This window comes from Microvirga massiliensis (assembly GCF_001006805.1).
In the GTDB taxonomy this organism is placed as follows: Bacteria; Pseudomonadota; Alphaproteobacteria; order Rhizobiales; family Beijerinckiaceae; genus Microvirga; species Microvirga massiliensis.
On sequence record NZ_LN811355.1, the window covers coordinates 396,794 to 409,097 of the forward strand.

Genomic DNA, 12,304 nt, shown 5'->3' on the forward strand with positions numbered 1-12,304 from the left:
AGACATGCCCCAGACGTCGTTATTCTCATCGCCCGGATCGAAGGAAGAGATCGAGGAAGGATCGGTTCTTGCTCCGCGGTTCGGGCCCGACGGGCTCATGACCTGCGTGGCGACCGACGCCTCGACGGGTGAAGTCCTGATGGTCGCACATATGAACCAGGATGCGCTGCGACGCACGATCGAGACGGGAGAGGCCTGGTACTGGTCTCGCTCCCGGTGCGAACTCTGGCACAAGGGCGCGACCAGCGGTCAGATCCAGACCGTCGTCGAAATGCGGGTCGACTGCGATCAGGATGCCTTGTGGCTCAAGGTGCGTGTCGCGGGAGACGGCGGATGCTGCCACACGGGGCGGCGTTCCTGCTTTTATCGTGTGGTCACCGGCGACAGCGAACCATCACTTGTCCACAGTTGAATCCGAGCGCGGCGATGATTCCGCCATTCGACCTCAGCCGAATTGCAGAGTTGGGCGTTGTTCATACGACCTTCACAGTTCGTGATTGAAAGTCATATTCGCTTTGTAGGGTTGCGCCATGCTTTGGGACGTGGTCGCCCGGCGTAATTCCGGGCTCGGTGGCGGAGGAGAGCCACAGGTGCCGGACACGTCCCTCCCGGATTCGAAGCCGAAGGTGCGGATCGGGCTCGCGCTCGGCGGCGGCGCGGCGCGTGGCTGGTCCCATATCGGCGTCCTGCGGGTTCTCACAGGGGCCGGTATCCTTCCCGATGTGATCGCAGGCTGCTCGATCGGAGCCGTTGTCGGCGGCTGCTATGCGGCGAGTAAGCTCGACGAACTCGAGGCCTTCGCGACTTCGCTCACGAAGCGGCGCGTCATGGGCCTTCTCGATTTTCACATCAGCGGCTCGGGCCTGATCGCCGGCAGCCGCCTCCAGCGCCTCCTCGAACGGGATTTGGCCGATCTGCGCATCGAAGATCTGCCGATGCGCTTCGGGATGGTCGCAACGGAACTCGTGACTGGCCATGAGATCTGGCTCACGCGGGGTCCGCTCGTGCCGGCCATGCGGGCATCCTATTCCCTGCCCGGGATTTTCGACCCGATCTTCCTGGGCGGGCGCTGGCTCATGGACGGCGCCCTCGTGAATCCGATCCCGATCACGGTTGCACGGGCATTAGGGGCAGACCTCGTAATCTGCGTGAACCTCAACAACGAAGTCCGAACGCGCGGAACCGTGATTCAGTCGCATGATCCGACCGATCCGGAGGAAGACGGGATCACGGAAGCGATGAACGAGCCCAGGCGCTGGGGTATCTTCGCTCCGGCGCGCGTCAACCGCCCACGCCGGCCGAATGCTCCAGGCATCGCGACCGTCATGATCGACGCCTTCAACATTACGCAGGATCGGATTGCGCGCTCACGTCTCGCCGGCGATCCACCGGACGTCATGATCGCCCCGAAGCTGGCGCGTGTCGGATTGTTCGATTTTCATCGCGCCGCGGAGTGCATCGAACTTGGCCGCCAAGCCGCCGAGCGGGTGCTCCCGGATATCCTCGAACTTCTCCAGGAGACCAGGGCGATCGCCTGACGATACAGCGGCGATCCCTTTCTCTGCGGCGATCGTCGTCCTTCGCCCGAAGGCTCACGCGGTGGCGATGTAATCGCGCATCGCGCGCGTTTCGGCCTCTGCCTGAGCGAGACGATATTTCACGATGTCGCCGATCGACACGATGCCGACGAGCTGATGATCTTCGACGACGGGCACGTGCCGAAACTTCCCGTTGGTCATCAGCTCGAGCACTTCCAAGACCCCGGTATGCCCTACGCAGGTCACGACCTTCGTGGTCATGCACCGCGAAACGGGCTCTTCCAGGATTTGCGCGCCGTGGCTTGCAATTCCCCTGACGATATCGCGCTCGGACAGAATGCCGATGACCGGTCGTGATTTGTCACTCACGACAACCGCGCCGATCCGCTTCTCGGTCAGGAGACGCGCCGCCTCGGCGAGCGTACGATCGGGCTCGACAGTCACGACGGCCCTGCCCTTGTCCGAAAGAATGCGCTCGACAGTCATCAGCTCCTCCTTTCGACGCCGCCCTGTTCACAATACGAACACGACTGGCGCAGTCTCAAAACGGAATGATCCCGCCATTCGGAGCTATATGCAAGCTGCACCGGTCATTTAGACCGAACGCATGCCGCTTCAGTGCGAGGGCCGTGCTCTTGCTCCGAGCGGGTCGAGAAGCGGGAACAGCAAGAGGCCGACGACGAAACCGCCGACATGCGCCTCCCATGCGATGCTTGCATCCGTCATGCCGAGCGGCCCCGCCAGTTGGGCGGAGAGGTAATTGAGGCCGAACCAGACCACTAGGAAGATCACGACCGGCCGGTTGCGCAACAGGCCACCGATCCGCTCTCTCGGGCGGTCATGTGGCTCGAGCGGACGACCGTCGCGACCGAAGACGAGCGGTGAAAACATGAACCACGCAGCCGCAGCCATCATGCCGGAGACCGAAGCCGAGGCGCCGACGAGCGGCAGCGGTTGCAGAGGGTGAAGCAGGACGTGGGCAACCGCCCCGCCGATCGCGGAGGCCGCGGCCAGGATCAGAAACCGCGCGGTCCCGCAACGGCGCGCCACCGGGGAGCCGAAAGCCACGAGCCAGAGACTATTGACGAGAATGTGGGCCCAGGAGCCGTGCAGGACGGCGTAGCTCAGCCCCGTCCAGAAGCGCCCACTGCCGGAGTCTAGGACGAACTCGGTGAGGGCCAAGCGAAGCCCGTTATCCGTGGGAGCAAATTGCCTCGCGCTCTCCAGCGCTTGCTCGGGTGTTACAAAGCCCAGAGCCAAGGACCATCGGAGCGGGATCACGGCCCAGTCGAACAGAACCTCGACGGCGGTATCATCCGACAACAGGAGCGTACGGACCGCATGGATGAGGATGAATGCCGCGATCAGAAGGACGACCGATCGGGGGATGTTGAAGATCGGCTCGTGCCGAGGATCCGTTTGCCATGCCATGGTCCACCATGTCGGACGCCGAAGGCGATGTGCAAGCTGCGCGCGCTAACGGCATGTTAACGGCGGGGTCTCCAATCTGGCCTCCCGGATTCAGACCCGTCAGCCGCTCCCAGAGCATGTCAGCCCAAACCGCTGCCCTCCTCCCGCGAGCATCGCGGCCTGTCGATCGCCGCCGCCACCAGCGGGTCGCTGTGGCGTTGCTCGGCCGCTACATGCTGACGAGCCGGCAGGAATTCCCGTGCCAGAGCGTCGACATGTCGCCGGGCGGCCTTCGGCTCGTTGCCCCGGTCAAGGGTCTCATCGGCGAGCGTATCGTGGTCTATCTCGAGCATGTGGGACGGATCGAGGGGCAGGTTGTCCGCCATACCGACCTCGGGCTCGCCCTGACGGTCGCCGCGACGGCCAGAAAGCGCGACAAGCTCGCCTCGCAGCTGACCTGGCTCGCCAACCGGCATGCGCTCGGCCTCCCGGAAGACCGCCGGCACGAGCGCATCGTTCCGCGACAGACCGTAGTATCCCTGGCTATCGGGGATGCCGGCCCTCTCGCGGCTCGCCTCATAGACGTCTCTCTCTCGGGCGCGGCTCTCAGCCTGATCGAGCAGCCTGCAATCGGAACGCCCGTGGTGATCGGGAAAACGCCGGGCCGGGTCGTCCGGTACTTCGAGGGCGGAGTCGCGGTCGAGTTCATGTTGCCGCTGTCGCCCGACCGGTTCGACGAGAATATCGTCCTCTGACACGCCGGGCCGTTGCGCGAACCGAGAGCCGAACCGCGGCATGACCCTGTTCGGCAGCCGGTGTCCCGCACGGATCATGCCGCATCGTAAACGGAACGTCGCCCGAAACCCGATCTCCTGCCGGATCGTCGCAACACCCCGTTCGCCCTGCGCAGGCAAAGCCGAAGGGAAGCCCTCGTTCGATAAAATTGCACACGGCTCTTTCAGGCCCGTGGAAGCCGCGTGAGCCAAACCTGCTCCCAACGAAGGGAGCAGAACCATGCAGCCAAAGGCGAGGCAGATCATCAGCGCGGCCACATTCGCGGCTTGCCTGCTGTTCGCCGCGCATCCGGCCGATGCACAGGCCTATGCCAGCCTGCCCCGGGCGACCAGCGCAGCCTCGACGGAGGGCGAGGCACGCCCCATTCCTGCCTGGGATGCCTTCTGTTCCGAAAATCCCTTGGAATGCTCCATCGATCTCGGTGAACCCACCGAGATCCCTCTCACGCGGCAGATCTGGCAGAAAATCGTTTCGGTCAACAACCGGGTGAATGCCACCGTGCGGCCGCTCGCCGACGACGACCATTGGGGTGTGCCGGATCGCTGGAATTACCCGACGGATGGCTTCGGTGATTGCGAAGATTACCAGCTCCTGAAGCGTCGCCTCCTCGTCGAGGCCGGCTTTCCGAGGCGCGCCCTGCTGATGACGGTCGTAATCGATGAGAAGGGCGAGGGGCATGCGGTCCTGATGGTCCGTACCGATCGCGGGGATTTCGTCCTCGACAACAAGACCCAGAAGGTCCTGCCCTGGGACCGCACCGGCTACGTCTTCGTCAAGCGGGAGGGGCAGCACGGGCGCGGCTGGACGTCCTTCGGCGAGTCGTCCGCTCCCACGACCACCGCCAACCGCTGAACAGGAAACCGCGAGCCGGCCAGTTCCCCACCCATCCCATCCCGGGCCGATTCGCGTTCGCGGGGCCAGCCATCGGCTGGCCCCGCTCCTTTTTCAGGCTTCCTGCGGCAAATTGAGCATACCGGAACGCGAGCTTCCGCGGCGCGTTAACCCACCCTTTACTTTTGGCTTGAGCCCCCTGCCCGACCGTGGCAGCTTTGGTTAAAGAAACCTTAACCGGGGCTGCGGGGGCAATGCGGCACGCTCTTCTCGAGCCAATCTTTCGTTTCGTGTCCGGAGGCAGAATCGCCTCCTGGGAAAAGTGCCTGGGCGCGATCCTCATCGGATTGCCCCTCACGATTGCGGGTGCGAACACCCAGGCCCAGACACTCGCGCCCATGCCAAACGGCACGCCACTGGCGGAGAGAGTTGGGCCGGCCAAGCCGATTCTCGCCTGGACCAAATTCTGCCAGGACTTCCCGTCCGAGTGCGCCGTCGATACGAACGAAGCTCCGGTCATCTCGCTGACACCGCAGGTCTGGAGCACGATCGTCTCCGTGAACCGGCAGGTGAATGCCAAGATCCGCCCGATCACCGACCGTGACCATTGGGGCCTCGTCGACCGTTGGGAGTTTCCGGACGACGGCATGGGCGATTGCGAGGACTACCAGCTTCTGAAGCGTCGCATCCTCGCGGAGCGCGGGCTCCCCCGCCGTGCGATGCGGATGACGGTCGTGATCGACGAGCTCGGTGAGGGCCACGCGGTGCTCATGCTCCGCACCGATCGCGGAGACATCATTCTCGACAACAAGACCTCGACGGTCCTGCCCTGGGAGGAGACCGGCTACACCTACGTGAAGCGGGAGAGCCAGGACTCGACCTCATGGGTCTCGCTCGGCGGGCGCGTGTCGCCGACGACCACGGCCAACCGATAACTCTTCTCCCGGGGCGCCTTGCCGCCCCGGATATGGCTTTGAGGAAGTCTCGCTCCCTGCCGGCGACGGCAGGGTCTTGGTTGATTTGGACGTAGCGCGGCCGGACTCCTCCGCCGCCAAGCGCCTTCAGTCGATGCGCTGCAGCCCCCGGGCGAAGCGCTGCGAATTCTGAACGTAATGTCTCGCCGTCCCGCGCAGGCTCTCGATGGCCGCGTCGTCCAGGGTTCGCACGACTCTGGCAGGAGCTCCCAGGATCAGCGAGTTCTCGGGAAATTCCTTTCCCTCGGTGACCAGGGCGCCGGCCCCGACGAGCGAGTTCGCGCCGATTCGCGCGTGGTTCAGCACGGTCGCACCCATCCCGATCAGCACGTTCTCTCCCAGGATGCAGCCGTGGAGCATAGCCTTGTGCCCGATGGTGCACCCCCTCCCCATCACGAGCGGAGCGCCCGGATCGGTGTGAATGACCGTCCCGTCCTGGATATTTGAGCCGGCCCCGATATCGATCAGCTCGTTGTCGCCACGGATCACGACGCCGAACCAGATGCTCACGTCTTCGCCGAGGCGCACATTCCCGATGACCTGTGCATCAGGTGCAATCCAGACACGCCCCGAAGGCGGGAGTTCCGGACGGAAGTCGTCGAGCTTGTAGAGAGGCATCAGCTGATCCGCAAAAGACAATGGGATCAGCGCAGATGACGGCCCCTGGCGCGAAGGTCAAGGCGTGAGCGGGAAACGCCCAGGCGCACGCAGCGCAGCACTGCACGCCCCAGTGCTCAGGCACCGGAGATAAGGCGCGCCAAATCGAGCACGAGCGTTCCGCAGAGCATGCTCCAGAAACACGCGATGATGGTTGCCATCATCACGAACGGGATGGGGCGTCCTTCGATCCGGCGCCCCTTCACCATGTTCCGGATGATGATCACGGGAGCCGAGAACACCACGACCGGCACGCTAGCGAGCGCCAAGAAATCTCCGCCCTGCAGTAGGTGAAAGCTCGCCCGACGCTCCGTCATCAGCTCGAACCCGCTGGCAAGGACGCCGGCGAACGCGAAGCCGAGCACCAGGGTCAGGATTGATTCGAGTGCGGACGGATCGATCATCACGAGTGCTCCGGAAGCCCGTGCACTCTGCCCAAGTCTTAATGAAGCGTTAAGGACGTTCCGCCGCTATGGTTAACGCGATCAGTCTTCCAGATCGGTATCGAGGATCGCCATGGAAAAATTGAAGGAGCGGTCGCCATCCTCGTCGTCGACGAAGATCACGCCTACGAATTCCTCGCCGATATAGACTTCCGCCGAGTCGGTCTTCTTGGCGCGCGCGACGACCCGGATCGAGGCGTTCGAAAAGGTGCGCCGCATATACTTTTCCACCTTGGCGAGTTCGGTCTTGTCCACGCAGATGCCTTTCCGTTCTGAGGAGGCGTGCCCTTGCCACGTCGACGAAGTCGGAGCAAGGGCGACAAGCCGCCTGCGTCAGGCGGGGTCGAGTTCCCGCAGGATCTGATCCATCGATCGGGCGGGCTCGGCGCATCCGGCCGTTCCCACCACCCGCGCGGGCACGCCTGCGACGGTCGTGTTGCGCGGAACGGGCTGGAGGACGACGGACCCGGCCGCCACGCGCGCGCATTGGCCGACCTCGATGTTGCCGAGAATTTTGGCGCCCGCACCAATCAGCACGCCGTGACGGATCTTGGGGTGACGGTCGCCGCGGTCCTTGCCGGTCCCGCCAAGCGTTACGTCCTGCAACATCGAAACATTGTCCTCGATCAGCGCGGTCGAGCCGACGACGAGGCCCGTCGCATGATCGAGAAAGATCCCGCGCCCGATCCGGGCGGCCGGGTGGATATCTGTCTGGAACACTTCCGAGGACCGGCTCTGCAGGTAGAGCGCAAAGTCCTGCCGTCCCTGCTCCCACAGCCAATGAGCCAGGCGGTGCGTCTGGATCGCGTGGAAGCCCTTGAAATAGAGGATCGGCTCGAGAAGGCGCGTGCAGGCGGGATCCCGGTCGACGACGGCCAGGGCATCGAGGCGGAACGCCTGCCCGATCGAGGCATCATGCTCTACCGCCTCGAGATAGGCCTGCTCGATGAGATCCGCAGGAAGTGCGACATGCCCGAGCCGGCATGCGATGCGATGAATGATCGCGGCCTCGAGGCTCGGCTGGTTCAGAATGCTCGCGAGCAGAAATCCCGACAGAGCCGACTCGCGCCGAAGCGCCGTGTCGGCCTCCTGCCGGAGTCGGGCCCAGATCGGATCAACGACGGCTGTCGCGGGATCACCGCTTTCGACTCGACTCAATGCTCGGCTCATGCTCGTCATCCTGTCCTGTCGACCAGACCCAATATAGGCATGCACCGGCGGTCCGTCTCCCCCGGGTCTCCTCCATTAGACCTGCCCGAATCCTCACCTGCGGCGGTATACGAAATAGCGACCCTGCGGCACACCCGTCTCGCCCGAGATATCCTCGCAGTCCGGCAATCGGTAGGCCCGGTCCGCAACGAGCAGCCCACCGGGCGCGAGAAGAGCTTCGGCCGCCGGAGAGATTGCAGCCGCGAGCGCATCGCTCGTCGCTGTATCTCCCGTTCCGATATCGGCATGAATCAGAATGGCAGTTCCCGCGTGTCCATCGGCCACGAAAGCCGGCAGCGTCTCCCCGATATCGCCCAGCAGGAGGCAATCGGACGAAGGGATGCAGTCGGGATGCGCGGCCACGCTTCGCTCGAACACCATGATGCGGTGGCCGGGAAGCCGATTCCGGAGATGGTCGTAGGTGCGGCCATTGCCGAGGCCGAGTTCGACCACGATCCCTTTGCGCGATTCGACGTCACGGGCCGCCCAGTCGAGGAGATCCCGCTGCGCCGAGAGACGGCGGATCGCGCTTTCGAGCCGAGTCACGGCACGACCTCGGCCCGGTGCTGCACATTCGCCTCGTGCGGCAGGCGCGCCAGGAAATCGAGAATCGCATCCGCGAAGATGTCGTTCCGATCTCCGGCCACCATGTGACGCGCGCCGGAGACCTCCCGGAACTCGGCCCCGGGGACGAGCGCCAGAAACTGATCCACCGCGGCCTGGGTCACGAGTTCGCTCGACGCTCCTCGAACCAGAAGCGTCGGAACGCTCAAAGACCGTGCGGCCTCGACGAGTTCGTGTTCCACACCGTCTCGCTCCGCGCCGGCGGCGCGCGGCCCGTCGAGGAAGCGCGGATCCCAGTGCCAGCGCCAGCGTCCATCCGGATGCTCGCGCAGGTTCTTGCGAAGCCCTTCGTTGGAGGAAGGCCGCGGGCGGTGCGGAAGATATCTTGCGACCGCATCGGCCGCTTCCTCGATCGAAGCGAAGCCTTCGCGCGCCCGCGCACGCATGAAGCTCTGGATGTGCGAGACGCCGGCCGGATCCATCTTCGGCACTATGTCCACGAGCACCAGACCCGCGAAGCAGGGCGTGCCGGTACGGCCCAGAGCATGGAGCGAGGCGATTCCTCCAAGCGACGCACCCACCGCCACCGGTCGGCGCCCCTGCTCATGGGTGAGTTGCGCCGCCACCGCAAGGGCATCATCCGCAAAGTCGCGAAAGCTATAGGCGCCGTCTGGAATCCAGTCGCTGTCGCCGTGGCCTCGCTGGTCGACGGCGACCGCATGCCACCCGGCCTCGGCGAGCCGGCGCGCCGTGCGCGACCAGGCATGGCGCGTCTGCCCGCCGCCATGCATGAGGAGCACCGGGGCCCCAGGCGGGCCCATCTCGGTTGCCACGAGCCGGTTGCCGGCGGCGCCAGTGAAGCTGCGGCTCACCGGCTCAAGGCCTCTCGGCCAGGAAGGCGAGCACGCCCTGCTTGTGCACCTTGTCGCCGACCGCGAGGTTGTGATCGCGCCCGGGGATCTCGAGGCTCCGGGCATTCGGCATGAGCTGCGCCAGGGCCGGCCCGGACCCCGCCACGTCGTCCTTCGTCCCGACGGCGACGAGGGTCGGCACCCGGATGGAGACGACCTCCTCCTCCGTAAGCGTCTGGCGGGAGCCTCGGATGCAGGCAGCCAGCGCCTTCAGATCACTGCGGGTCTGCTCCGCGAAAGCCCGAAACATGCGCTGCATCGGATCGGTTAGGTCATCAAGGGATGGCGCTTCCATGGCGTCCGCGATCCCGATCGGCAGGCCGACGCCGTGGACGAGGCGGATGCCGAGGCCGCCGAGAACGATGGATCGCGCCCGCGCCGGCGAGAGCAGGGCCAGATGCGCAACGATGCGCGCTCCCATCGAGTAGCCGATGAGATCCGCCCGCTCGAGGTCGAGATGGTCGAGGAGACGGCGAAGGTCGCCTGCCATGACGGAGGAATCGTAGTCTTCCGGACGGTAGAGCTTCTGGCTCTGGCCATGCCCCCGGTTGTCGAGGGCGATCACGCGGTAGCCCGCGCGGGTCAGGGTCGTAACCCAGAGCGTGTTCACCCAGTTCACGGCATGGTTCGAGGCAAAGCCGTGGACGAGCAGGACAGGATCGCCGGACCCGCTTTCGGGCGGCACGTCGATATAGGCGAGGCGAACGCCTTGGGAGGAGAAGAACTGCATCGCGGCTCGTGTCTGAAAGCAGACTGCCTATGGCAGCCTTCCGGCGTGTTGGAAAGGTGGGCCAGCTGGCCCAATTCGCGCAAGTTCAGAAGGAGTGCCAGAACGTCTCCTCCGCAATGAGCATGGTGTAAGTTGCAAGGCCGAGGCACGGCGAGCCGAGCTGTAGATGCGCCTGCGCGCTGCCCCTGGCATCGGATCTCTCCAGGACAAATGAATGCAGGACGCCGTTGACGGCTGTGGACCAGACTCTATTTGCCGCGGCGATTGGATCCGCGGGGAGCGCCCGCCATGCATCCGTCCGACAAGGCTATTGCTTCCTTCCGGTTCGATGAGGTCATCGTTCCCGCCCACCCGGGCGTGATCAATTCACCCAGCCTAGCCAAACCACTGCACATGCTGCCGGTCGGCGGCAAGGCGAGCTGGAGCGTGCAGTTCGACGAACTGCCCAAGCTGATCCTCCGCATGACGCTCGCGGATGGAACGGTCGGGCTCGGCGAGTTCTATCGCGACCACGAATGGCCGCGTATCGAGGCAATCTGCGCTAACCTGCTTGGCCAATCTATCCTTGACCTGCCCCTGCAGGACCTGCCACTGCCGCTTTGTCGCGAGTACGACGGATTCGAATGCGCCATCTGGGACGCCTATGCCAAGTCGCTCGGCGTTCCACTGCACCGCCTGCTCGGCGGCGTCATTCGCGACCGGGTGCATGTCAGCGCCTGGTCCAGCCACCGCACCCAGGACGAAGTCGGCCCATGGGTGCGGCGCTACGCCGACCAAGGCTACGCCGTCATCAAGTTCAAATGCGATCTCGAGGACGATGTCGCCGGCTGGTGCGCGCATATTAGGGAACATGCACCCGGCATGAAGGTGATTTTTGATCCGAACCAGCGTTGGGAGAATTCTGGGAATGCTCGGCCGATCATCCGGGAACTCGAGAAGATCGGCAATGTCCTGCTGCTCGAGGATCCGCTGCCACGCTGGATGCTGCTCGACTTCGCCGAGCTCAGGCGCTTTTCCTCGATCCCCATCGTGCTGCATGTCTCCCTGCCCTATGTCTACCAGGGCCAGCGCCCGTACGATGCCATCAACGCTATCGCCCATCACGCGGCAGACGGCTTCAATTTCAACGGTGGCCTCGCCAAGTTCCAGGCACTCGACCATATCGCAACGACGGCCGGCCTCTATTGCTGGCACGGCTCGGAGGTCGATCTCGGCATCCTGGAGGCGATGTACGTCCACCAGTCGGCTGCGGCACGCAGTTGCGTATGGCCAGGCGATATCTTCGGGCGCATGATCCGCAGCCATGATCTCCTGGCGACGCCGCTCACCTTCGAGCCGCCCCATGTGCGCATCCCCGCGGACGGGCCGGGGCTCGGCGTGCGCCCCGACGAAGAAGCGATCACGCGTTTCCGCGTCGCTGAGCGTGTGATTTCGTAACCGCCGCCACCCGAATGGAGCCAGCGCGACCATGCGTTGGGAACAGTTCACGACCAACGAGATCGCGGCTCTCGACCGCGCCATTCCCGTGGTGCTCAACGTCGCGGCCATCGAGCAGCATGGGCCGCACCTGCCGCTCGAAACGGATGCCCGCATCGGCGACCATTTTCTCAGCCGGCTCGAGGATCGACTCGGTCAGCGGGTGCTCATCCTGCCGCAGGTCAAAGTCTGCTGCTCCGAGCACCACATGGATTTCGCCGGCACCTTATCGATCCGGCACGAGACCTTCCTGGCTTATGTCGGTGAGATCCTCGAATCCGTGGCCCGGCACGGGTTCCGCAACATCGTCCTGTTCAACAGCCACGGCGGCAACCAGGCCATTGGCCAAGTCCTGCTGGAAACTTTTGGCGCGAAGCACCGCGACTGCCGCATCGCCATGCTGACCTGGTGGCGGCTCGCCGCCCCGGAACTGAGTGCCATCCGCGAATCCGGCTTCGCCGGAATCAACCACGCCTGCGAATTCGAGACCTCGCTCATGCTGCTGGCCGCGCCCGACAGCGTGCGGCGCGAGCTCGTATCCGGCATGAGCTATGTCGAGACCTACGACTGGGCCAATGCCGACATGATCCTGCCAGCCCGCGGTGCCCTGTTCCGCAGCATGAAAGACATGTCCGGCGGGACAGGCGTGGTCGGCGACCCATCGAGCGCCAGCGCTGCCAAGGGCGAGCGCATCACCGCGGCCGTGGTCGACCAGCTGGCGCATGTCATCGAGACCTTGGCGCGCGCAACTTAGGCGCAGATACGG

General features: G+C 64.7%; 16 protein-coding genes. 7 read left to right on the top strand and 9 right to left on the bottom strand.

Annotated features, from left to right (window positions below):
* Positions 1-4 precede the first annotated feature (4 nt).
* Together hisI and BN1233_RS20310 are read left to right on the top strand one after the other, a co-directional pair.
* Entirely contained in the window at positions 5-412 is a 408-nt protein-coding gene (hisI, locus tag BN1233_RS20305) for a phosphoribosyl-AMP cyclohydrolase (protein WP_046865389.1), read from the top strand.
* A 118-nt stretch (positions 413-530) separates the two neighbouring features.
* Positions 531-1,538, top strand: coding sequence for a patatin-like phospholipase family protein (locus tag BN1233_RS20310; RefSeq protein WP_046865390.1), 1,008 nt, complete (start codon positions 531-533; stop codon positions 1,536-1,538).
* A 54-nt stretch (positions 1,539-1,592) separates the two neighbouring features.
* On the opposite strand, the gene BN1233_RS20315 is transcribed toward BN1233_RS20310, so the two are convergent.
* Positions 1,593-2,024 (bottom strand): CBS domain-containing protein, encoded by a 432-nt coding sequence (locus BN1233_RS20315; protein WP_046865391.1) that lies wholly within the window; start codon positions 2,022-2,024, stop codon positions 1,593-1,595.
* A gap of 129 nt (positions 2,025-2,153) precedes the next feature.
* Positions 2,154-2,969: a rhomboid family intramembrane serine protease gene (locus BN1233_RS20320; protein WP_046865392.1), complete on the bottom strand. Its 816-nt coding sequence runs from the start codon at positions 2,967-2,969 to the stop codon at positions 2,154-2,156.
* Positions 2,970-3,085: 116 nt separating this feature from the next.
* On the opposite strand from BN1233_RS20320, the gene BN1233_RS20325 reads away from it, so the two are divergent.
* From BN1233_RS20325 to BN1233_RS20335, 3 genes are all read left to right on the top strand, one after another.
* Complete coding sequence (locus BN1233_RS20325) at positions 3,086-3,703, top strand: PilZ domain-containing protein (RefSeq protein ID WP_046865502.1); 618 nt, start codon at positions 3,086-3,088, stop codon at positions 3,701-3,703.
* A gap of 259 nt (positions 3,704-3,962) precedes the next feature.
* Entirely contained in the window at positions 3,963-4,595 is a 633-nt protein-coding gene (locus BN1233_RS20330) for a transglutaminase-like cysteine peptidase (RefSeq protein ID WP_046865393.1), read from the top strand.
* Positions 4,596-4,864: 269 nt separating this feature from the next.
* Positions 4,865-5,509 carry a transglutaminase-like cysteine peptidase gene (locus BN1233_RS20335; protein ID WP_425311729.1) on the top strand — a complete coding sequence of 215 codons (645 nt, stop codon included), beginning with the start codon at positions 4,865-4,867 and terminating at the stop codon, positions 5,507-5,509.
* Positions 5,510-5,635: 126 nt separating this feature from the next.
* Here the strand turns inward: BN1233_RS20335 and BN1233_RS20340 are convergent, their stop codons facing one another.
* The 7 genes from BN1233_RS20340 to BN1233_RS20370 form a co-directional block, all read right to left on the bottom strand.
* A complete protein-coding gene (locus tag BN1233_RS20340) occupies positions 5,636-6,166 on the bottom strand; it encodes a gamma carbonic anhydrase family protein (protein WP_046865395.1) in 531 nt (176 codons plus the stop codon).
* 116 nt (positions 6,167-6,282) lie between these two features.
* The gene (locus tag BN1233_RS20345; RefSeq protein ID WP_425311730.1) at positions 6,283-6,609 is read right to left on the bottom strand and encodes a DUF6949 family protein; all 327 of its coding nucleotides are present in this window, start codon (positions 6,607-6,609) and stop codon (positions 6,283-6,285) included.
* 81 nt (positions 6,610-6,690) lie between these two features.
* A complete protein-coding gene (locus BN1233_RS20350) occupies positions 6,691-6,903 on the bottom strand; it encodes a DUF3126 family protein (protein WP_046865397.1) in 213 nt (70 codons plus the stop codon).
* Between the two features lie 78 nt (positions 6,904-6,981).
* Positions 6,982-7,818, bottom strand: coding sequence for a serine O-acetyltransferase (gene cysE, locus BN1233_RS20355; RefSeq protein ID WP_046865398.1), 837 nt, complete (start codon positions 7,816-7,818; stop codon positions 6,982-6,984).
* 93 nt (positions 7,819-7,911) lie between these two features.
* Positions 7,912-8,403, bottom strand: a complete 492-nt coding sequence (locus BN1233_RS20360; protein WP_046865399.1) for a class I SAM-dependent methyltransferase — start codon at positions 8,401-8,403, stop codon at positions 7,912-7,914.
* A complete protein-coding gene (locus BN1233_RS20365; protein WP_244470612.1) occupies positions 8,400-9,293 on the bottom strand; it encodes an alpha/beta fold hydrolase in 894 nt (297 codons plus the stop codon). Before BN1233_RS20365 ends, BN1233_RS20360 begins: the two co-directional genes overlap by 4 nt.
* Before the next feature lie 4 nt (positions 9,294-9,297).
* Positions 9,298-10,062 (bottom strand): alpha/beta fold hydrolase, encoded by a 765-nt coding sequence (locus tag BN1233_RS20370; RefSeq protein WP_046865400.1) that lies wholly within the window; start codon positions 10,060-10,062, stop codon positions 9,298-9,300.
* Positions 10,063-10,350: 288 nt separating this feature from the next.
* Here BN1233_RS20370 and BN1233_RS20375 point away from each other — a divergent pair, with 288 nt between their 5' ends.
* Together BN1233_RS20375 and BN1233_RS20380 are read left to right on the top strand one after the other, a co-directional pair.
* Positions 10,351-11,499: a mandelate racemase/muconate lactonizing enzyme family protein gene (locus BN1233_RS20375; RefSeq protein ID WP_046865401.1), complete on the top strand. Its 1,149-nt coding sequence runs from the start codon at positions 10,351-10,353 to the stop codon at positions 11,497-11,499.
* A gap of 31 nt (positions 11,500-11,530) precedes the next feature.
* Positions 11,531-12,292 (top strand): creatininase family protein, encoded by a 762-nt coding sequence (locus BN1233_RS20380; protein ID WP_046865402.1) that lies wholly within the window; start codon positions 11,531-11,533, stop codon positions 12,290-12,292.
* Positions 12,293-12,304: the final 12 nt, after the last annotated feature.

What these genes read in the sequence shown, in the direction of transcription:
- BN1233_RS20330 (WP_046865393.1), top strand. Translation starts at nt 3,963, where the DNA reads ATGCAGCCAAAGGCGAGGCAGATCATCAGCGCGGCCACATTCGCGGCT.
- BN1233_RS20375 (WP_046865401.1), top strand. Translation starts at nt 10,351, where the DNA reads ATGCATCCGTCCGACAAGGCTATTGCTTCCTTCCGGTTCGATGAGGTC.
- cysE (WP_046865398.1), bottom strand. Translation starts at nt 7,818, where the DNA reads ATGAGCCGAGCATTGAGTCGAGTCGAAAGCGGTGATCCCGCGACAGCC.
- BN1233_RS20315 (WP_046865391.1), bottom strand. Translation starts at nt 2,024, where the DNA reads ATGACTGTCGAGCGCATTCTTTCGGACAAGGGCAGGGCCGTCGTGACT.
- BN1233_RS20325 (WP_046865502.1), top strand. Translation starts at nt 3,086, where the DNA reads ATGTCAGCCCAAACCGCTGCCCTCCTCCCGCGAGCATCGCGGCCTGTC.
- BN1233_RS20380 (WP_046865402.1), top strand. Translation starts at nt 11,531, where the DNA reads ATGCGTTGGGAACAGTTCACGACCAACGAGATCGCGGCTCTCGACCGC.
- BN1233_RS20310 (WP_046865390.1), top strand. Translation starts at nt 531, where the DNA reads ATGCTTTGGGACGTGGTCGCCCGGCGTAATTCCGGGCTCGGTGGCGGA.
- BN1233_RS20345 (WP_425311730.1), bottom strand. Translation starts at nt 6,609, where the DNA reads ATGATCGATCCGTCCGCACTCGAATCAATCCTGACCCTGGTGCTCGGC.
- BN1233_RS20370 (WP_046865400.1), bottom strand. Translation starts at nt 10,062, where the DNA reads ATGCAGTTCTTCTCCTCCCAAGGCGTTCGCCTCGCCTATATCGACGTG.
- BN1233_RS20340 (WP_046865395.1), bottom strand. Translation starts at nt 6,166, where the DNA reads ATGCCTCTCTACAAGCTCGACGACTTCCGTCCGGAACTCCCGCCTTCG.
- hisI (WP_046865389.1), top strand. Translation starts at nt 5, where the DNA reads ATGCCCCAGACGTCGTTATTCTCATCGCCCGGATCGAAGGAAGAGATC.
- BN1233_RS20320 (WP_046865392.1), bottom strand. Translation starts at nt 2,969, where the DNA reads ATGGCATGGCAAACGGATCCTCGGCACGAGCCGATCTTCAACATCCCC.